The sequence below is a fragment of the Gordonia sp. 11cp genome (assembly GCF_057767225.1).
Map to the genome: position 1 here is coordinate 1,398,289 of NZ_CM173437.1, position 20,042 is coordinate 1,418,330.

16 protein-coding genes are annotated in these 20,042 nt (G+C 66.7%); 8 read left to right on the top strand and 8 right to left on the bottom strand.

The window, feature by feature from the left end:
• Positions 1 to 74 precede the first annotated feature (74 nt).
• The 3 genes from AC3B6C_RS06120 (at position 75) to AC3B6C_RS06130 (ending at position 5,435) form a co-directional block, all read left to right on the top strand.
• Positions 75 to 1,364 (top strand): competence/damage-inducible protein A, encoded by a 1,290-nt coding sequence (locus AC3B6C_RS06120; protein ID WP_488375373.1) that lies wholly within the window; start codon positions 75 to 77, stop codon positions 1,362 to 1,364.
• A 169-nt stretch (positions 1,365 to 1,533) separates the two neighbouring features.
• Positions 1,534 to 2,946, top strand: a complete 1,413-nt coding sequence (locus tag AC3B6C_RS06125) for a 3' terminal RNA ribose 2'-O-methyltransferase Hen1 (RefSeq protein ID WP_488375374.1) — start codon at positions 1,534 to 1,536, stop codon at positions 2,944 to 2,946.
• Entirely contained in the window at positions 2,943 to 5,435 is a 2,493-nt protein-coding gene (locus AC3B6C_RS06130; RefSeq protein ID WP_488375375.1) for a polynucleotide kinase-phosphatase, read from the top strand. The genes AC3B6C_RS06125 and AC3B6C_RS06130 overlap by 4 nt, the downstream gene beginning before the upstream one ends.
• Before the next feature lies 1 nt (position 5,436).
• On the opposite strand, the gene AC3B6C_RS06135 is transcribed toward AC3B6C_RS06130, so the two are convergent.
• The 7 genes from AC3B6C_RS06135 to AC3B6C_RS06165 form a co-directional block, all read right to left on the bottom strand.
• Positions 5,437 to 7,083 carry an acyl-CoA synthetase gene (locus tag AC3B6C_RS06135; protein WP_488375376.1) on the bottom strand — a complete coding sequence of 549 codons (1,647 nt, stop codon included), beginning with the start codon at positions 7,081 to 7,083 and terminating at the stop codon, positions 5,437 to 5,439.
• Positions 7,084 to 7,457: 374 nt separating this feature from the next.
• The gene (locus AC3B6C_RS06140) at positions 7,458 to 8,792 is read right to left on the bottom strand and encodes an NtaA/DmoA family FMN-dependent monooxygenase (protein ID WP_488375377.1); all 1,335 of its coding nucleotides are present in this window, start codon (positions 8,790 to 8,792) and stop codon (positions 7,458 to 7,460) included.
• Positions 8,793 to 8,907: 115 nt separating this feature from the next.
• A complete protein-coding gene (locus tag AC3B6C_RS06145) occupies positions 8,908 to 9,681 on the bottom strand; it encodes an ABC transporter ATP-binding protein (RefSeq protein WP_488375379.1) in 774 nt (257 codons plus the stop codon).
• Entirely contained in the window at positions 9,678 to 10,529 is an 852-nt protein-coding gene (locus AC3B6C_RS06150) for an ATP-binding cassette domain-containing protein (protein ID WP_488375380.1), read from the bottom strand. The genes AC3B6C_RS06145 and AC3B6C_RS06150 overlap by 4 nt, the downstream gene beginning before the upstream one ends.
• Positions 10,526 to 12,145 (bottom strand): ABC transporter substrate-binding protein, encoded by a 1,620-nt coding sequence (locus tag AC3B6C_RS06155; RefSeq protein WP_488375381.1) that lies wholly within the window; start codon positions 12,143 to 12,145, stop codon positions 10,526 to 10,528. The genes AC3B6C_RS06150 and AC3B6C_RS06155 overlap by 4 nt, the downstream gene beginning before the upstream one ends.
• Before the next feature lie 67 nt (positions 12,146 to 12,212).
• On the bottom strand, positions 12,213 to 13,151 hold the full coding sequence (locus AC3B6C_RS06160; RefSeq protein ID WP_488375383.1) for an ABC transporter permease: 939 nt from the start codon (positions 13,149 to 13,151) through the stop codon (positions 12,213 to 12,215).
• Position 13,152: 1 nt separating this feature from the next.
• Entirely contained in the window at positions 13,153 to 14,283 is a 1,131-nt protein-coding gene (locus AC3B6C_RS06165) for an ABC transporter permease (protein WP_488375385.1), read from the bottom strand.
• A gap of 274 nt (positions 14,284 to 14,557) precedes the next feature.
• Here AC3B6C_RS06165 and AC3B6C_RS06170 point away from each other — a divergent pair, with 274 nt between their 5' ends.
• From AC3B6C_RS06170 to AC3B6C_RS06180, 3 genes are all read left to right on the top strand, one after another.
• The gene (locus AC3B6C_RS06170; RefSeq protein WP_488375387.1) at positions 14,558 to 15,415 is read left to right on the top strand and encodes a GntR family transcriptional regulator; all 858 of its coding nucleotides are present in this window, start codon (positions 14,558 to 14,560) and stop codon (positions 15,413 to 15,415) included.
• A gap of 82 nt (positions 15,416 to 15,497) precedes the next feature.
• Entirely contained in the window at positions 15,498 to 16,013 is a 516-nt protein-coding gene (locus AC3B6C_RS06175; RefSeq protein ID WP_488375388.1) for an NADPH-dependent FMN reductase, read from the top strand.
• On the top strand, positions 16,010 to 16,516 hold the full coding sequence (locus tag AC3B6C_RS06180; RefSeq protein WP_488375390.1) for a flavin reductase family protein: 507 nt from the start codon (positions 16,010 to 16,012) through the stop codon (positions 16,514 to 16,516). Before AC3B6C_RS06175 ends, AC3B6C_RS06180 begins: the two co-directional genes overlap by 4 nt.
• Before the next feature lie 125 nt (positions 16,517 to 16,641).
• On the opposite strand, the gene ribB is transcribed toward AC3B6C_RS06180, so the two are convergent.
• A complete protein-coding gene (gene ribB, locus AC3B6C_RS06185; RefSeq protein ID WP_488375392.1) occupies positions 16,642 to 17,874 on the bottom strand; it encodes a 3,4-dihydroxy-2-butanone-4-phosphate synthase in 1,233 nt (410 codons plus the stop codon).
• A gap of 316 nt (positions 17,875 to 18,190) precedes the next feature.
• Between ribB and AC3B6C_RS06190 the strand changes: the two genes are divergently transcribed.
• Positions 18,191 to 19,141 carry a DUF808 domain-containing protein gene (locus tag AC3B6C_RS06190; protein WP_010844927.1) on the top strand — a complete coding sequence of 317 codons (951 nt, stop codon included), beginning with the start codon at positions 18,191 to 18,193 and terminating at the stop codon, positions 19,139 to 19,141.
• A gap of 60 nt (positions 19,142 to 19,201) precedes the next feature.
• Positions 19,202 to 19,984: a sulfite exporter TauE/SafE family protein gene (locus tag AC3B6C_RS06195; RefSeq protein ID WP_010844926.1), complete on the top strand. Its 783-nt coding sequence runs from the start codon at positions 19,202 to 19,204 to the stop codon at positions 19,982 to 19,984.
• Positions 19,985 to 20,042 lie beyond the last annotated feature (58 nt).

The window sequence follows — 20,042 nt, forward strand, 5'->3', positions numbered from 1 at the left end:
AACGCCGTGGAACGCGCCCTCTCGCCGAGGGCGCGTTCTGCGTCGGCGGCAGACACACCACTAGGCTCGAATCCGTGAGTGTGCGCGCAGGCATCGTGGTGACCGGAACCGAGGTCCTGACCGGCCGGATCGCCGACCAGAACGGACCCTGGCTGTCCGCGGAACTCCTCGAACTCGGGGTCGACGTCGCCCACATCACGATCTGCGGCGACCGACCCGACGACCTCACCGCTCAGTTGCGCTTTCTCGCCGAGCAACAGGTGGACCTCATCGTCACCAGCGGCGGGCTCGGTCCCACCGCCGACGACCTGACCGTCGCCACCGTCGCCGCGTTCTGCGGTCGCGAACTGCTCCTCGATCCCGGACTCGAGGAACACATCGCCGCGATCATCCAGCGCTGGCGCGGGGTCGGATTCGACGTCGATTCCGGTCCGACGCGCGCCGGCATCCGCAAACAGGTCCTGGTACCGGTCGGGGCTGCTCCGGTACCACCCACCGGCACCGCGCCGGGTGTCGTCATCCCCGCTGCCGCCGGTGTGCCGACGATCGTCGTCCTGCCCGGTCCTCCCAGCGAGCTCCAGGCGATGTGGCCGACGGCGATCGCCTCCGCGGCCGTCGCCGATGTCTTGTCCCGCGCCGACGATCTCCGTCAGGCGACCATCCGCGCCTACGGACTCCTCGAAGCCGAACTCGCCGAGACGCTCCGATCGGCGGAGACCTCGATCTCCTCGTTCGATCGACTCGAGATCACCACCTGCCTACGACGAGGCGAACTCGACATGGTGACCCGATTCGCCGCCGTGGACACCCCGGTCTACGACGCCCTGCTGGGTTTCCTCACCGAACACCATGGGCGGCAGATCTTCTCGACCGACGGTTCCACGATCGACGACCAGCTGGTGGCAGCGCTGGACGGGAAGCTGATCGCGACCGCGGAGTCCTGCACCGGCGGACTCGTCGCCGCCCGGCTGACCGATCGGCCCGGCTCCTCGGCCTATGTGATGGGCGGCGTGGTCTCGTACTCCAACGACGCCAAATCCGACCTGCTCGACGTCCCGACCGAGTTGATCGCCACGCATGGCGCCGTCAGCGTGGAGGTCGCGGCGGCGATGGCCGAAGGGGCTCTCACGCGATTCGGCACCGATGTCGCCGTGTCGACCACTGGCGTTGCCGGACCCGGTGGCGGCACCGAGGCCAAGCCCGTCGGGACCGTGTGTTTCGGCGTGGCCCTCCGCGGCCGGCCCACCATCACCGTCACCCGCAGGTTTCCCGGCGACCGCGAGCGTATCCGGTCGCTGACCACCACCGCCGCACTGCATCTCGTCGTGCGTGTGCTCAACGACACCGCCCCCTCCGCCCCCTGAGGTGCGAGGAGCGCAAGCAACCAGCCCCCTGCCCCCTGAGGTGCGAGGAGCGAAAGCAACCAGCCCCCCTGCCCCCTGAGGTGCGAGGAGCGAAAGCGACGAGCCTCGAAGGGCCCGCCCAGCCGAGAAACCTGTTTCCCGGCCACACTCGGTCAGTCAGACTGTCCGAATGCTGTTGACCATCTCCGCCGAACGTTCGTCGACCCTCGAAACACCGAGCGATCTGGGCTTCCTGCTGCACAAGCATCCGGAGAGGGTTCAGGCGTTCGATGTGTACGGAGGCACGGCGCATGTCTTCTACCCCGAGGTCGACGACGACAGGTGCACGGCCGCGATGGTGATCGAGGTCGATCCGGTTGCGTTGGTGCGGGGACGTTCTGGTGCGCGCGACGGGTACGCGCTGGGCCAGTACGTCAACGACCGTCCCTACGTCGCGTCGTCGTTGCTCGCGGTGGCGATGGGGAAGGTGTTCCGGTCGGCGCTCCAGGGCCGCTGCGCCTCTCGGGATCGACTCGCGGAGTCGGAGCTGGATCTGACGATCGCCCTCCCCGCGGTCCCGGGTGATCCTGATCTGGTGCGCCGCTTGTTCGAACCCATGGGGTGGGACGTCACAGCCGACGCGATCGACTTGGATGCCACCAGACCCGAATGGGGAGCTGCACCGTTGGTGTCACTGACCCTCGTCGGGTCGCTTCGTCTGGCCGACGCGCTGAATCACCTCTACGTCCTGCTGCCCGTGTTGGACGACGCGAAGCACTACTGGGTCGGCGACGACGAGGTCGACAAGCTGGTCCGCGCAGGATCGGGGTGGCTGGCCGCCCACCCGGAGAGGGAGCTGATCACTCATCGCTATCTGGCCCATCAGCGCGGACTGAAAGACGCTGCCACGCAGCGACTGATCGAGCTGGACGACCGGCCGGTCGACGACGCGGCGGACGACGCCGAGCCCGATGTCTCGCGCCCCCTGGTGCGGTGGAGGCACGACGCGGTCCTCGACGTCGTGCGTGAGTTCCGGCCGGCGACGATCGTCGACCTCGGGTGTGGACCGGGCGCGCTGCTCGGTTCGTTGCTCGAGCTGCACGGGGTGACACGTGTCATCGGAACGGACGTGTCCGACTCGTCCCTGTCGAAGGCAGCCAAGCGGTTGCATGTCGACCGGATGACCGAGCGCCAGTCCGGACGCCTGACGTTGCTGTTGTCGTCGCTGCAGTACGAGGACGATCGCCTCGACGGCCTGGATCTGGCGATCCTCATGGAAGTCATCGAACACATGGACCCGGAACGGCTTCCGGCGGTCGTCGACAACGTCTTCGGGACGATGCGGCCACGCCGGGTCGTCGTCACGACACCCAACAGCGAGTACAACGTGCGGTATCCGGCTCTGGCCGAGGGCGGCTTCCGACACCCCGATCACCGTTTCGAGTGGACCCGCCGGGAGTTCGGAACGTGGGCCGGCCAGGTAGGCGAACGCTACGGATACGACGTCGATCTGCGGCCGGTCGGCGAATGTGACGAGGAGGTCGGGTCGCCGACACAGATGGCCGTGTTCGCCCAATCGACCACGACAGGGGGATCAGCATGACCGAACTGAGCATCCCGGAACTGTCCCTGGTCGTCCTCGTCGGGACCAGTGGTTCCGGCAAGTCGGTGTTCGCGGGCACCCACTTCCTGCCGACGGAGGTCGTGTCCAGTGACGACTGCCGCGCGATGGTCTCGGATGACCCGAATGACCAAGGGGCGACCACAGATGCGTTCGACCTGCTCGAATACATCGTCGGCAAGCGGCTCGATCGCGGCCGGCTGACCGTCGTCGACGCCACCAACGTGCAGGCCTCCGCGCGCAAGTCGCTGGTGGCACTGGCGAAGGATCACGATGTGCTCCCGGTGGCGATCGTCCTCGATCTTCCGGTCGCACTGGCGCTGGAGCGCAATGCTTCTCGGTCGGACCGCGACTTCGGCGCGCACGTTGTCAAGCGTCAGCACGACCAGCTACGGCGGTCGTTGCGCGGCCTCAAGCGCGAGGGATTCCGCACGATCCATGTCCTGGACTCCCCCGAGGCCGTCGCGTCGGCCTCGATCGTGCGGACACGCCTGCTCAACGACCGTCGGGACGAACACGGTCCATTCGATGTCATCGGGGATGTGCATGGTTGTCGCGAAGAGCTCGAGATCCTCCTCCGGCGACTGGGTTACGCGATCGTCGGCGACGAGGGCCACTCCGTGGACGCCGCACACCCAGATGGTCGCCGAGCGGTCTTCGTCGGCGATCTGATCGATCGCGGTCCGGACTCTCCCGGCACCCTCCGTCTGGTGATGGGTATGGTCGCGAGTGGCAACGCCCTCTGTGTATCGGGCAATCACGAGGCGAAACTCGTTCGCGCACTGGGCCGGAAGGATGTCAGGGCGACCCACGGTCTGCAGGAGACCTTGGATCAGCTGGCAACCGAGGACGATGCGTTCGTCGCCGAGGTCCGTCGGTTCTGCGACAGCCTCGTCGCCCATTACGTGTTCGACGACGGCAGACTGGTCGTCGCCCATGCGGGCCTGGCCGAGAAGTATCACGGCCGGGCCTCCGGCCGGGTGCGGGCGTTCGCCCTGTACGGCGACACGAGCGGTGAGACCGACGAGTTCGGCCTACCGATCCGCTACCCGTGGGCTGATGAGTATCGCGGTGCGGCAACCGTTTTGTACGGGCACACGCCGGTACCCGAGACCGAGTGGATCAACAACACGATGTGCCTGGACACGGGATGCGTTTTCGGGGGTAGCCTCACCGCGCTGCGATATCCCGAGCGAGAGGTCGTGTCGGTACCGGCGCGGGCGACGTACTACCAGCCCATCCGCCCCCTGGTCCCGCCGTCCCGCCGCCCGGAGGTGTTGAGGCTGACCGATGTCCTCGGGCACCGCGTCATCTCCACCGAGTACATGGGACGGATCTCCGTACGAGATGAGACCGCCGCGGGCGCACTGGAAGTGATGAGCAGGTTCGCGATTGCGCCGGCCGGGTTGTTCTACCTGCCGCCGACGATGTTGCCGGTGGACAGCTCGTCGCGCGACGGATTCCTGGAGCACCCGGATGAGGCATTCGACCACTACGCGAAGCACTCGATCGGTCGGGTCGTCTGCGAAGAGAAGCACATGGGGTCTCGCGCCGTCGTCCGTGTGGCGCGCGACGGGTCCGGCTGCGTCCATTCCCGCACCGGGCGGGCGTTCTTCTCCGACGAACGGCAGGCGGCGGTGCTGTCGCGGATTGCCGACGCCGTCACCGAGGCGGGCTTGTGGACCGAGCTCGACACCACCCGCCTACTGGTGGACGCCGAGGTGCTGCCGTGGACAGCGAAGGCGGAGCCGATGATTCGCAGTCAGTACGCCAGGGTCGGCGCCGCGGCGACAACCGCGATACCGGCCACGATCGACGTGCTGACGGCTGCGGCCGCGCGAGGGGCTGACGTCGGCGACCTACTCGACAGGACCCGAACGCGCGGCGTCAACGCCGGCCTCTTCGTCGATTCCTATCGCCATCACGTCCAACCGATCGCCTCCCCGTTGGGTATCCAGGTTGCACCTTTCCAGATCCTCGCCGGGGATGCCGCGACGTACGAGAACCGTGATCACCAATGGCATCTCGCCATCGCCGACCGCCTGGCCGTCGCCGACCCGGAACTGTTCCGGCCCACCCGCCGCCTCGTCGTGGAGACCACCGCAGAATCCTCTCGCGCGGCGGGTGTGACCTGGTGGGAGGACCTGACCGCGAACGCCGGTGAAGGTATGGTCGTCAAGCCGCTCGCCAATCTCGTGCGCGGCCCCAAGGGCCTCGTACAGCCCGGACTCAAAGTCCGTGGGCGCGAGTACCTGCGGATCATTTACGGCCCCGACTACACCGACCCGACGACGCTCGCTCGGCTCAAGAACCGCAATCTCCGACTGAAACGGTCGATGGCGCTTCGGGAGTACGCGCTGGGCCTCGAAGCCCTTCGTCGAGCGGTGGCCGGAGAGCCGCTGTGGCGCGTTCACCAGTGCGTGTTCGGCGTCCTCGCGATGGAGTCGGAGGCCGTCGACCCGCGACTGTAAGTCAGAGCGGCCCGGTCGGCAGGTGCCGGCGGACCAGCTTGCCGGTGGGGTTGCGTGGCAGTTCGTCGACGAAGACGACGTCGCGCGGCACCTTGTAGCGAGCCAGGTGACCCTTGACGTGCGCCTTGATGTCCTCGGGCGTCGGATTGGCGTGTTCGGCCGTGACGATGAAGGCGCGCAACCGCTTTCCGTATTCGTCGTCGTCGACGCCGATCACCGCGACGTCGTCGATGTCGGGATGTCGGCCGAGGAGGTTCTCCACCTCGAGCGGATAGACGTTCTCGCCGCCGGAGACGATCATGTCGTCGTCGCGGCCGTCGATGTGGAGGAGTCCGTGCTCGTCGAACCGGGCCATGTCGCCGGTGGACATGTACCCGTCGATGACCTCCTTGTTGCGGCCGTCGGTGTACCCCTCGAACGGGGCGCCGTTGCGCACGAACAGCCTTCCGCGCACGTTGGTTCCGGAGATCCGCTTGCCGTCGTCGTCGAAGAGCGCCAGTCGGCTGGTGACCGGCGCACGACCCACCGTGCCCGGCGCCAGGCGCAGCTCTTTCGGCTGGGCGACCGTGGCGATCGCCACCTCGGTCGAACCGTACAGGTTGTAGAGCACGTCACCGAAGGTGTCCTGCACCGCCTCCGAAAGGGTCGGCGACAGTGCGGAACCCGCAAGCACGATGATCTTCAGCGACGACACGTCGTATTTGCCGATGACCTCGGGTCCGAGAGCGACCATGCGGTGCAGCATGGTCGGGACCGCCACCAACACCTCCGCCTTGTGCTCGGAGATCGCTGCCAGCGTCTTCTCGGCGTCGAACCGGCGCATCACCACGGTCTTGTTGCCCAGCGCGGTCCCCACACCCCAGAGCGCGAAGCCGGTCGAGTGGAAGATCGGTGAGACGATCACCATGGCACTGCGTTGGGGCAACGGAATGCGGTCCAGGAGAAGGGCACTGGCGAACGGAGACATCTTGGAACGCTGGGCGCCCTTGGGCAGCCCCGTGGTACCGCTGGTGAGGATGACGAGCCCACCCCACTCCGCCGGCTCGGGCGGGGTGGACGAGTCGCCGCTGTCGACGATGTCGTCGAGGGTCCGGACGCCGTCGCCGGTCGGGCGGTTGCCGTCGACCCACGTGACGATGCGCAGGGTGTCGGCGGGCAGGGTGTCGGCGAGGTCCGTGAACTCCTCGTCGTAGAGCATCGCGACGATCTTCTCGCGCTCGGCGACCTCGGCGAACTGCGTCTTGCCGAAGCCGGTGTTCATCATCGCGAGGCGGAATCCGGCCTTGCCCGCGGCACTCATGGTGGTCAACAGGCCTCGATGGTCCCGCGCGATCACGCCGATGACCGACCCCGGTTTGATCCCGGACGACAGCAAGAAATTGGCGAGTGCGTTCGCGTGTGCGTTCAGTTCACCGAAGGTCAGCTCGCCGTGTTCGTCGGCGACCGCCCCGGCCTCGGGGTACTCGTCGGCTCCGTGCGCCACCGCCGCTGCGCACGGACCGATGATCTTGGCGCGCTTGATCGTGGTCAGCAGTTCCTTGGGCCGCGTCGGATCCACCAGGCCCGACCGCCGCAGGACCTTGAACGCGCCGAACGCGTCCTGCGCCGATTCGACCACCGTGCCGACTGCACCGGTCACCGAGACCATGTCCACCCCACCTTTCGCGGCTGAGCCGCGTTGTCATCCTGTTCGGGTCGGCTGCGCGCTCGACGCACCTCTGGTCACCCTCGTCACCAGTCGCGATACAGGTGAAGGATATTGCCGACCCCACCGGCCGATGTCCGTTTCGACCAAATCTGTTTGTGCACAGTGCTGCTCACCGCATTCGCACGGAGGTCACCATGAGGCGGCCCCGATGCGGGTCAGCCGAAACGGCGATCTCGTGGCGAGACACTACCAACTCTGACAACCTACGTCATCAGATCGGTGACGTAGGTCGATACCGGTGATCACCAGTACCCGGACGCGCCGATAGGCCGCCTCGCTCGGTGCGCGGGGCGGCCTGTCGGGGTGGTGCCGGGTCAGAATGCGGTGAGGTTCTCCTTCAGGGTCGATCCGGTGTACTCCTCGCGGATGAGACCCCGCCGGCGCAGTTCGGGTGCGAGACCGTCGGAGACCATGGCGAGGTTCATCCGGGTGGTCGGCAGGTAGAAGAGGAACCCGTCGCCGCCCGCCTCGTCCATGATCTCCCCCATCTTCGCTGCGACCGTCGCGGGCGATCCGATGAGGCCCATGTCCTTGACCTGGAAACTCTTCGACACGACCTCCCGGAGAGTCTTGTCCTCATGGCCGTCGAACAGGCCGGCGATGGAGGTGAACTCGCCGTTCTGCTTGGAGAGATCGATGTCGCCGACGAGGGTGTCCGGATGGATCGCGCCGAAGTCGATCCGGCCGCCGGATGTGTAGGACATGTTCCACAGGTTGTACTCGATGGCCTTGTCCGACGAGCGGAACGCCTGGGCCGCTTCGTAGTTCGCCTGGGCCTCGGCGTCGGTCGCGGCGATGGTCGGCGTGGCGATGAAGAGGAACTTCACGTCGTCGGGATCGCGTCCGGCGGCGGCGATTCGGGCACGCATGCCCGCGCGATAGGTCTTCGCCGCGGCGGCGTCCTTGACGATGGCGATCTGGGTGTCGTCGTACCGGGCGGCGAGCACCCGGCCCATCTCCGAACTACCCGCGGAGCACACCGGGACTGTGCGCTGCGGTCCCGGAATGGTGTTCAGCGGCCCGCGGCACTTGAAGTACTTGCCCACGAACTCGATCGGGTTCACCTTGGTGTGGTCGGCGTACACACCCGCGATCGGGTCGGCGATGACCGCGCCGTCCTCCCACGAGTTCTGCAGCGCCTTGACGACGTCGATCCATTCCATCGCCATGTCGTAGCGCTCGTCGTGCTCGAGATGTCGTTCGTAGCCAAAGTTCTGGGCCACCCGGTCGGTGACGCTGGTGACCACGTTCATCCCCACGCGCCCTTCGGTGAGATGGTCGAGGGTGGTGAAGGCGCGCGCGGCAAGGAACGGCGGATACTGGATCGTCGACACCGTCGGCACGATTCCGATGTGATCGGTCACCTGGGTCATCAACGGCACGAGCGGTAGCGGATCGTTCTTCGGTGCCATGAACCCCCGTCGCAGCGAGGTCTCGGAGGACTGGTTGTAGGAGTCCTCGACCATCGACGTGTCCTCGATCAGGATGTAGTCGAACCCGGCGCGCTCGAGACTCGTGGCCATGTCCACGTAGATCCCCGGCTTCATCCAATCCGTGGCGTTGGTACCGGTCCACGGTCCGTCGCCGTTCGTCGGACTCCACGGATGGATGCCGAAGCCGTCGCCGAGAAACCAACCCATATGGAACATGTTCAATCTCCTTGCTTGTGAGTGTCTGCGTTCCGCAGTCGTGCGGAAGGATGTGCGGGTTTGGATGAGAGCTGTTGCAGGCGAACGCGTCCGACGGGCCGGGGCGAACGTCCGGTCACGCGACATCCTCCAGTTCCCGGTAGGCCGCGACGAGCGTCTTGGTGTAGGCATCCGACGGCTTGCCGAGGATCGATGTCGTCTCACCGGCTTCGACGACCCTGCCCTTGTGCATCACCATCAGGTCGTCGGTGATGAACGCGGTCGCCGGCAGACCGTGAGAGATGAACACCAAGCCGAGCGAATGCGTCTGGACGTAACTCTTGAGCAGGTTGAGCACCACGGCCTGTGCCGACACATCGAGTGCACTGACCGCCTCGTCGCACACCAGGATGTCGGGATGGACCACCAGGGCACGGGCGATCGAGAGACGTTGCCGTTGGCCGCCGGACAACTGATGGGGCAACCGGTCGACGAGTTCCGGATCGATCCCGAGCTCGGCGACGATCGCATCGACGGCGTCGTCGGCGCCCACCCGGTCCATCCCGCCGAGGATCTGCGCCGGTCTGCGGATGGCCTCCCGCACGACTCGCCGCGGATCGAATGTCGTGGTGGTGTCCTGCGCAACGAGCTGGACCTTCCGGCGGTACTCCATCCGCCCGGGCCGCCGCTCGAGCATCCTGGTCAGATCCCGTCCATCCACGAGAATCTGGCCGGAACTGGGTGCAGCGAGTCCCACGATCATCTTTCCGAGAGTCGACTTGCCCGAACCACTCTCACCCACGATGCCGACAGCGCACCCGCCTTCGAGCGTCGTGGTCACGCCACCGACCGCAGTGACCTTGCGTCCGTAGTTCTTGTGCACGTCGACGACCTCGATGATGGTGCTCATGCCGCACTCTCCTCGAGCATCACCGTGTCCAGCGTGGGCAGGCGGTCCGCTTGGGCGGAACCGAGGGTCGGCATGCACTCGAGGAGCCCGCGGGTGTAGGGGTGGGTGGCACGGTCGAGGTCCCGCGCCGAAACGGTCTCGACGATATGACCATCGCGCATCACCAGGATCTTGTCGGCGAACCGCCGAGCGAGCGCGATGTCGTGCGTGATGAACACCAGGGACGCCCCGTTGTCGAGAGTCAGCCCGGTCATCAGTTCCATCACCGCCACCGAGAGCGAAGCGTCGAGTGCGCTGGTCGGCTCGTCGGCGATGAGCAACTCGGGTTCGGAGGCGAGGGCGATGGCCATCATGACGCGTTGACGCATGCCACCCGAGAGCTGACCGGGTAGCGACGACATCACCCGGCCGGGGTCGGAGATCCCGACCTGCCCGAGGCGCTCCTCCGCAGCGGCGGCACGCGCCCGTCGGGACCCGAACCGACGTGCCCCCGAATCGGCCACCGGCAGCACCGCGGTCAGCTGGCTGCCCACCGACCAGATCGGGTCCAGTGAGCTCATCGCGTCCTGGAAGATCATCGAGATGCCCTCTCGCCGGCGGGGAATCCGTCGCGGCTCGGCGTCGAGCAGCGGCCGGCCGGACAGTGACATCGTGGTGGCGGCCACCTCACCGACACCGGGCGGGACGAACCCACCCAGGGCGTTGGCGACACTCGTCTTCCCTGAACCGGATTCCCCCACGATCGCGACGCGTTCACGCGAACCGACCGTGAACGAACTCGGATGGACCTTCTCCACTCCGCCGTAGCGGATCGTCAGGTCGGCCACCTCGAGCACGGGGCCGCTCATGACCTCAGCTCCGAGTAGTCGATCACACTGTCGGTGCGGAATGCGTAACCCTGCATTCCGTTCGCAAAGGCGTTGAGTGGCTGGACATATCCGATGTACACCGTCGGCATCTGGTCTTGCAGGATTCGCTCGGCCTCGTTCCACCGGGTCCATGCGGGTGGGCTGAGCGGGTCACCAGCGGCGTTGCCCGCGGCCACCGCCGCATTCATCGGCGGATAGTCGAAGTCGGGCCAGTTGATCGGCGACCCCGGGGTGTAGAACAGCGACAACACATAGGGCGGGGACTGGATCACCGCGTAGTCGCGGCCCATCGACGCCTGGAACGTCTTGTTCGCCAGACCTTCCTGGAAGGCCGCCGAGTTCACCTCGTTGATGGTGATCTCGAAACCCGCGGCACGCGCGGCGGTCTGGATCTGCACGGCGGTCTCCCTGAGGTCGGGGACCGCGCTGTTCACCGTGAGCTCGAACCGGACCGGGGTGGTGATCCCGGCGTTGCGCAGGATCTCGAGGGATCGGTTCGGATCGGTGGTGTTGGCCTCGAGACCGCTGTCATTGTACTCCGGCAGTGTGTCGTTCAGGATCGACGAGATCGGGCCGAGCCGACCCTTGTAGACGTCCTTCATGATCGCGTCATAAGGCACCGCGTGGGAGAAGGCCCGCCGGACCTCGACGTTGTCGAACGGCGCCATCGTCGTGGTGAGCGGGACGTAGACGTATGCGTTGCTCGGGACGGTGAAGATCTGTGCCGCGTCGGCGTCTCGCAACGCCACCTGGTCCGCCGGGCGCAACTGCGTCGCGATCGATGCATCGCCGCTGCGGACGAGGTTGGATCGCTGACCGGCGTCGGCGACCACCCGCTGGACGATCCGCTTGACCGCGGGTTCGCCGAGCGCGTACCCGGGGTTGGCCTCGTAGACCATTTGCTGCCCGGGTGTGTAGCTGACCAGCTTGTACGCACCGAATCCGTAGTCGGCGTTGGTCTTCGAGTGCTCGACCCCATACGGGTCATCCGGCGTCGCGGCCGCCTGCAAGACGTCCGAGTCGTAGATCGAGTACGGCGAGTTCGACAGCAGCGAGAGCAGTGTGAACCCGTATCCGGCGTCGGGGATCGACACCGTGACGGTGGCGTCGTCGACCTTCTGGAACTGGTCCGGCGAGGTGATAACCGGTGCGCTGATGAACGGCACGATGCTCGTCTCCACGTCGAACTTTCGCTTCATCGTGAAGATCACGTCATCGGCGTCGAGCGTGTTTCCCGAAGCACTTCTCGCCTCGGTGTTCAGACGGAAGGTGAAGGTCTTGCCGTCGGGGCTGACCTCATAGCTCTGCGCGAGACGAGGGGTGAACTCGAACAGCTCCTGGTGCGCGGCCAGGCCGTCCTCGCCCGCGACGTACGGATTACGGATCAGCGTCGCTCCGGTGTTCACGAAGAACTCCGCGGCCTCGTAGCCGGTGGCACTGGTCTCGTAGCTGAAACTCGGCGGCTGGGCGGCGGTGACGATGACGACACCACCGGACGCGGAATCGGATGACGATCCGCCGCCGCAGGCGGCCAGCGTCAACGTCGCCGCCAGAGCGACGGCGGTACCGCTCAGCAGAGTGGATAGGCGTCTCATGAGGATCGAGATCTCCGTTCTGAAGGGGGCATGACAGGGTTGGAAATGGTGGACAGCGGCGGATGACTCAGGTGCGACGGCGACGGGCGACGAAGGTCGCCACCTTAGAGGCCGACCACACCGAGACTGCTAGGGCGACAACGGGAAAGAGAGCAGGCCACCAGCGCCCGACCGCTGCATCCGAGGCGCCGGCGGCGAGCATGTTGCCCCATTCCGCCGCGGGGGTCGGGATACCGACCCCCAGGAAGCCGAGACCGGCGCAGAAGATGATCGCCATGCCGAAGATGGCCGACGCGTTCTCCAGCACCGGCGCACAGGAATTCGGGATCACGTGACGAACCAGGACACGGGCCTCGGACTCACCGCTCATCCGTGCGGCGGTGACGAATCCGTCGCCACGGGTGCGCAGCACCTCGCTGCGCATCAGGCGTCCTTGGAACGGCATGACCACCAAGGCCAGTGCGAGCGCGATCACCACCGAGTTGCGGCCGAAGAAAGACACGATCACCAATCCGCCGATCATCACCGGCATCGACTGCACGAGATCGATGGTGCGACCGAGTGCTGCCGCGACGAAACCGAGGGCACCGCGACGCGACCCGTACATGCCGGCCAACGATCCGATCGCGATGCCGGCGACGGTGGCGAGCGCGGTGACCGCGACGGCGATGAGAATGTCGAGCCGGAACGCGGTGAGGGTGCGCGACAGCACATCGAAACCGTTGGCGTCCGTGCCGAACCAGTGGTCCGACGAGGGTGGTGTCGACGGGGTGCCGACGACCATCGTCGCCGACTGCGGAGCCAGCAGCGGGCCGAGAACCGCCAGTAACAACACGATCGCGAACGGGATCAGGGGTGCGTACTCGCGTACGCGGTTGCGTGGGCCGACCTTCGAAGGGACGGACCCGCCGGTGGCCGAGGTGTCGATGTCGGCGGCATCGATGTCTCCGGGGTCGATGTCGGCGGCGGTCGGCACCGCGGCACCGGGTGCGGGCGTGACGAGCATGTCAGACCTCCAGATCTCGTGTGTCACGGCGACGGGGATCGAGAAGGCCGGTGGCCACCTCGGTGATGAAGTAGACGATCAGACATAGCGCGGCGACGACCACCAGAAAGGATCTGAGCGCGTAGACGTCCGAGGTACGGACCGAGTCGACGGCATACTGTCCCAAGCCCCCCAGGCCGAAGAGAGACTCGAGCACCACCGCCCCGCCGAGCAGCAGACCGAAGATCATGCCCAGCATTGCCACCGCCGAGGGAAGTGCTCGACGATAGACACTCATGATCACCACACGCCGGGGCGCCCCGGACGCAATGCGGAATCGCGTGGCAGGGCTGTCGATCTCGGTGTCGAGCGCGAGGATCAACGACTTGACGAGGATCGCCGAATGGGCGACCACCATGACGGTGACGGGGAGGATCAGATGTGCCGCATACGAACTGGCAGCGGCGTTGTCCCCCGCCAAGAGCGCGTCGACGATCGGGAACCCGGTCACCTGCGGTGGTGGCATGAGGATCGGATCGAGACGACCCGACGGGGCGGGCACCCACGCCAGGGTCGCGAAGAAGACGAACAGGAACACGATTCCCACGACGTACTCGGGAATGGCGCCGGCTGAACTCGCATAGGAGCGGAGCACTGCGGCGAACCGGCCCGTCGGGCGGGTCACGATGAGAAACGACATCGGCACGCTCACCACGCAGGCGAAGAACAATCCAGAGGCGATCAACTCGAGGGTGGCCGGGACCCTGGTCGCCATGTCCTCTGCGACGGGTCGCCCGGTCGCGATCGAGCTACCCAGATCCAGACTGAACAAATTGGTCAGGTAGCTCCAGAACTGCACCGGCAGAGGGTCGTTCAGTCCGTAGCTCTCACGCGCGAGTGTCACCCCCTCGGCGCTGAGCTGACCACCGGACGCCGACACGACGGGGTCTCCGGGAATCAACTGCACCAGGAAGAAGGCCACCACCACGAAGATCAGGAAATTGACGACGCCTCGACCGGCGGCGCGTCCGATCCACGCCCATTCGGCCAGACGCCCGGGGAGGCCGTTGTGGGAGGCCGAGACGCCGGGCCCGCCCGCACCGGGCACGGTGAGGCTGAGCCGGGCGTCGACTTTGCTGGATTGGATGGTCACTCGACCCCTCCCTGTGGAGTTCGATCTGATTGGCACTCATCGTGGGGGCGGTTTGTTTCAGAACCCGCGCCAAGTCGTGACTGATCAATTGCGCGGGTTCGTACACGAGCCCGCGATCCCATTCATGCAGGTCAAACGGGTGTGGCAACCGATCCTCGACTTTTCTGCGCCGAATGTGACGCCGACTACTTGCAGATGCGAGCGTGCAGAAAGCTCCTAGAATCACTGGTCATCGGCTTCACCCACCCTCTGATCGAATCGCAGGTGACTCGCCATGACCGCACCGCCACCACACCATCCGCGCTCACGCGGCGGGTCCGCACGCGGACGTCAGGTCTCGTCCCGCCGCGTCCGCGATCTCGTCCTCGCCTCGATCCGGAACGGCACGATCGACATCGATGCGCAACTGGTCGAAGAAGATCTGATGATCATGTTCAACTCGAGCCGCGGGTCGGTCCGCGCCGCACTGAACGACCTCAGCGAGGCCGGCGTCGTGATCCGACGCCCGCGGGTCGGCACTCGCGTCAACCGGCGGGATCTCGGTGTGGCACTAGCCGATATCTCTGACACGGGCGGCGAACAGGTCCAGATCCAGGTGACCGACCAGTGCATCGTGCCCACGTTTCCACTCATCCGGTCGCGGCTTCGTATCGACGACGACGTCGTCCGGTTGGTCGAGAACTCATTCATCGCCCGGGGAGAGATCATCGGGATGCGTAGCGCATACTTCTCCCCGCGGTTCAACGCCGACCCCAACATGCTGGGGGGCAAACCCATCACCATGGCGCGGACCCTCGCCGAGTTCTTCGGGGTCGCGCCGGGGGGCGCCACGGTGTCGATCGGCGCAGAGAGCGCCGATGAACGTACCGCCCGCCTCCTCGACGTCCGGACGGGGGAGACCCTGCTGTCGCGGGAGATCCTGTACACGACGGCCGAGGGCGCCCCTCTGGAGATCGTCTTCGACCGCTTCCGGGCCGACCGGATCCGCTTCGAGTCACACATCCACAACTCCGATGTCACCTGGTGTCCGACGCCGGATTCGACTCCGCCGACATCGGAATCGCACTCGGGGGTCACGAATCCGCAGCACTCGGCGGACACCTCCGAGGGGCCGCTCGCGCAATCTGGGTGAAATGACCCATTGACGGTTCGGCAATCTCCCCCGAGCACGCTGCACTCGAACGCATTTCACGTGACATTCGAAGGGGAGCACCGTGATCGTCTCCGTGGTGGCAGGAAACCCGAAACCTGCATCGAGGACACTGACCGCCGCCGAACTGTTGGCGACGAGCCTGACCGGCAAGGCACCCGACCACGTGATCGACGTGGTGAATCTAGGTGCGGGACTGCTTGGTTGGGGTGATCCGTCCGTGTCGCAGGCCGTCGACACCGTCGCCGGGAGCGACCTGGTCGTCGTCGCCTCCCCGACGTTCAAGGCGACCTACACCGGCCTGCTCAAGTTGTTCCTCGACCAGTTCTCCACCAGTGACGGTCTCCAAGACGTCACCGCGGTTCCGCTGATGCTCGGTGCGGGCCCCGCCCACTACCTCGCTCCGGAGCTGCTGCTCAAGCCCGTACTCGTCGAGTTGGGTGCGACCGTCCCCGCAGCGGGCCTGTACATCGTGGACAAGCTGCACGACGACGCCGACGCCTTCGCACCCTGGATCGACCGATGGGGTTCGGTCGTGCTCGCGTCGGCGAGCACCCCGGTTACGGCGGCCGACCGATGAGCACCACACTGATCGCCGCCACCGACCTGCAACCCGCCGACCTCCGGACGGCATTCGGCGCCTTCCCCACCGGCGTCGTCGCGCTGGCCGCGCTGTCGGACTCGGTACCGACCGTCCTCGTTGCGTCATCGTTCGCGGTGGGCGTGTCCCAGGACCCGCCGCTGGTGATGTTCGCCGTCCAGCAGACATCCACGACGTGGCCCACTCTTCGCGAACTTCCCGCCCTGGGTGTATCCGTGCTGGGCGAGGCCCACACCGACGTTATCCGACAGCTGTCGGCAAAGGACAAGGCACAGCGCTTCACCGGGGTCGAGACCACGGTGTTGCCCAGCGGCGCATTGCTTCTCGACGACGCTCCGGTTCACTTCGAGTGCGCGGTCGAGAGTTCACATGTGGCAGGCGACCACGACATCGTCGTCCTCCGTGTCACCGGCCTAGCCAACGACCACTCGAAGCAACCCATCGTGTTCCACCGCTCCGCGTTCGCACGGCTGAGTGCGTGACCCGGTCACCGGCCGACGGATGAACCTCGACTCGACTGGTGGACTTCGATCGAAGTCCGTCGGCCGGGTCGAGGTTCATTCGGTATCACCGGGGCGTTCAAGGCGGCGCGGGCGCCTCCACCGCGCTACGACACGCTTCCCATGAGATGCCCCAGCCGATGGCGTTTGGCATCCAGGTAGCGGACGTTCGCCGGCATCACGCCGACGACGAGCGGCACACGTGCGGTGACCTCGATCCCGGCGGCGGTCAGCCCGCGGACCTTGTCCGGGTTGTTGGTCATCACCCGGGCGCGTGACACGCCGAGGTCCGCGAGAATGGCCGCTGCAGCGCCGTATTCGCGGGCGTCGACCGGCTCGTCGAGTTCCAGGTTCGCTTCGACGGTGTCGAAACCCTGGTCCTGCAACCGATATGCCGCCAGCTTCTTCAGGAGCCCGATGCCCCGACCCTCGTGGCCACGTAGATACACCACGACGCCCCCGTCGCGAGAGATCCGCTCGAGCGCCGCGTCGAGCTGTGGGCCGCATTCGCAGCGTTGCGACGCGAACGACTCGCCGGTGAGGCACTCGGAGTGGACTCGGACCAGGACCGAGTCGCCGGACGGCCCCGCTCCGTCTACGCCGTCGCTCACGAGGGCGATGTGCTCGGCGCCGGTCTCGGTGTCGAGGTAGCCGATCGCGCGGAGTTCGCCGGTCGGGGTCGGCAACACGGTCTCGGCGCCGCGGCGTACCCGGGGCACCGTCGTCCACCGCCGCGCGTCGTGGATCCGGCGGTAGTTGGTGAGCTCCTCGATGGTCAGCACGGGTAGTCCCATACGCGAACCCAGCTCCGCCACTTTCGGATACCGCATCATCGAGCCGTCGTCGGCGACGAGTTCCGCGATGACCCCGACGGGCGCGATGTCGGCGAGCGCGCAGAGATCGACGGCGGCCTCGGTGTGACCGGGACGTTCGAGTACACCCCCGGGCCGGGCCCGGAGCGGCAGGATGTGCCCCGGACGGGTGAGGTCGCGCGGACCGGTGGCCGCCGCGGCCAGCGTCCGCAGGGTCCGGGCACGGTCGGCGGCGGAGATACCCGTCGAGACACCCTGCGCGGCATCGACACTCACCGCGTAGGCCGTCGCCTTCGGGTCCTCGTTGTTCGTCACCATCGGTGGCAGTTTGAGAATGTCGGCTCGCTCCGACGTCATCGGCGCACACACCAGACCCGAGGTGTTGCGTACCGTCCACGCGGTCCACTCGGTGGTGACGCGGTCGGCGGCCAGGATGACGTCACCCTCGTTCTCGCGGTCGGCGGCGTCCGTCACCAGGACCGGCCGACCGGCGCGCAGGGCATCGACGGCGTTCTCGATGACGTTCATCAGGCCTCCTCGGCATGTGGCGAAACGGCGGCGTTGCGTCACGCCGTGTACGCCATTCGACAACGCGAGCGTGTCGGTCCGGAGACCCGCTCGTGGCATGTGGATTTCGCCACTCGACGACGAGGTCCCCGCAGGTCAGCGACGACGCGACGGACGAATGCGCCGAACCGCACCGGCGGGTCGGCGATCCCTCCGGTGTCCGGAGCGCCGCACGTGGGGTCCGACGAAACGGACACCTCCGACGGCCGCGCCCTGTCACCTGCACCTGTTTCGGCATACTGTTCGAGAAGTCATTCCCTCGAAACCGGAGGTTCCCGTGGCCAGTGGTCTCGTCGCCTTGCTCGATGACATCGTGACCCTCACCCGGGCTGCCGCCGCATCTCTCGACGACATCGGCGCCGCGGCCGGCAAGGCCAGCGTCAAGGCGGCGGGCGTGGTGGTCGACGACACCGCGGTCACGCCGCGCTATGTCCACGGGTTCAGTCCGGACCGTGAACTTCCGATCGTCCGGAAGATCGCCATCGGATCGATCCGCAACAAGCTGCTCATCATCCTGCCGGTTGCGATGATCCTGAGTCAGTTCCTTCCCGGCGCGCTGCCCTACCTGTTGATCGCGGGCGGGTTGTTCCTGTGCTTCGAAGGCGCCGAAAAGGTGTGGGAGGCGATCGGCGGCGGCCACCACGAGGAGGAACAGACCGCCGGTCAGGCCGGTCCCGAGTTCGAGAAGACGATGGTCAGCGGCGCGATCCGCACCGATCTGATCCTGTCGGCGGAGATCATGGTCATCTCGCTGTCCTCGGTGGAGTCCGAACCCTTCTGGACGCGCCTGGCCGTACTCGTGGTCGTGGCCTTCTTGATCACCGCCCTCGTCTACGGCGTCGTCGCGATCATCGTGAAGATGGACGACGTCGGCCTGTCGCTGGCCCAGCGCGACTCGACAGCGCTGCAGAAGATCGGCCGCGGCCTGGTCCGCGCGATGCCCAAGATCATGTCGACGCTGACCGTCGTCGGTATCGCCGCCATGCTCTGGGTGGGCGGCCACATCCTGATCGTGAACGTGGGCGAAGCCGGTTTCCACTGGCCGGCGGACCGGCTCCACGACGTCGAGCACTGGTTCGGCGAGCTGGTTCACGGCGGCTTCGGCGCCGTGCTCTCCTGGACCGCCGGCACCGTGCTCTCCGCCGTCGTCGGCCTGGTGGTCGGTGCGATCATCGTGGCGATCCTGCACGTCATCCCGCGTCGGAAGAAGGACGCGACCGCGCACTGAGCCCCGTCGAAACCACCCCGGTGACTCCACCGCTGTCGCTGGAGGGCACCCTCGAACTCTGTGACCATGTGGGAACTAGTCGCCGTACTCGTCGCCGGCGTCGGGGCGGGCGCCATCAACGCCCTCGTCGGCAGCGGGACCCTCATCACGTTCCCGACGCTGGTCGCGTTCGGCGTTCCGCCCGTGACCGCGACGATGTCCAACGCGATCGGCCTGGTGGCCGGCGGGGTGTCCGGCACATGGGGATATCGGCGCGAACTCGAGGGCCAGTGGCCGCGCCTCCGCTGGCAGATACCCGCGTCGTTCGTCGGCGCGATCGTCGGCTGCTGGCTTCTGCTCCACCTCCCGGAGACCGTGTTCGAGACGGTCGTCCCGGTTCTGCTCGTCGCCGCACTGATCCTGGTCGTCGCCCAGCCCTACATCCAGAAATGGGTGGGCCGCCGCTCGTCCACCGGCGGTGACCTCACCCCACAACACCTCGGTCCCGTACGGATGACCGCGATGATCGTCGGGACCTTCGCCGTGGGCGTCTACGGTGGCTACTTCACGGCTGCTCAGGGCATCCTGCTGATGGGCATCCTCGGCGTGGTGGTGCCCGATCATCTGCAACGCATGAATGCGGCGAAGAACCTCCTCGCCCTGGTCGTGAACGTCGTCGCCGCCGTCACGTACACGCTCGTCGCGTTCGACCGGATCGACTGGTCGGCCGCCGCGGCCATCGCGGTCGGATCGCTTGTCGGCGGCTTCATCGGTGCCCGCTACGGACGCCGCCTCTCGCCGCCCGCGCTTCGCGCGGTGATCGTCCTCGTCGGGCTGATCGGCCTGTGGCGCTTGCTGGCCTGAGGCTGGGTCTGTGGAGGAGGGTCGGAGCCTGCGCGCCAGGACGGCTGGGACTCGCCTG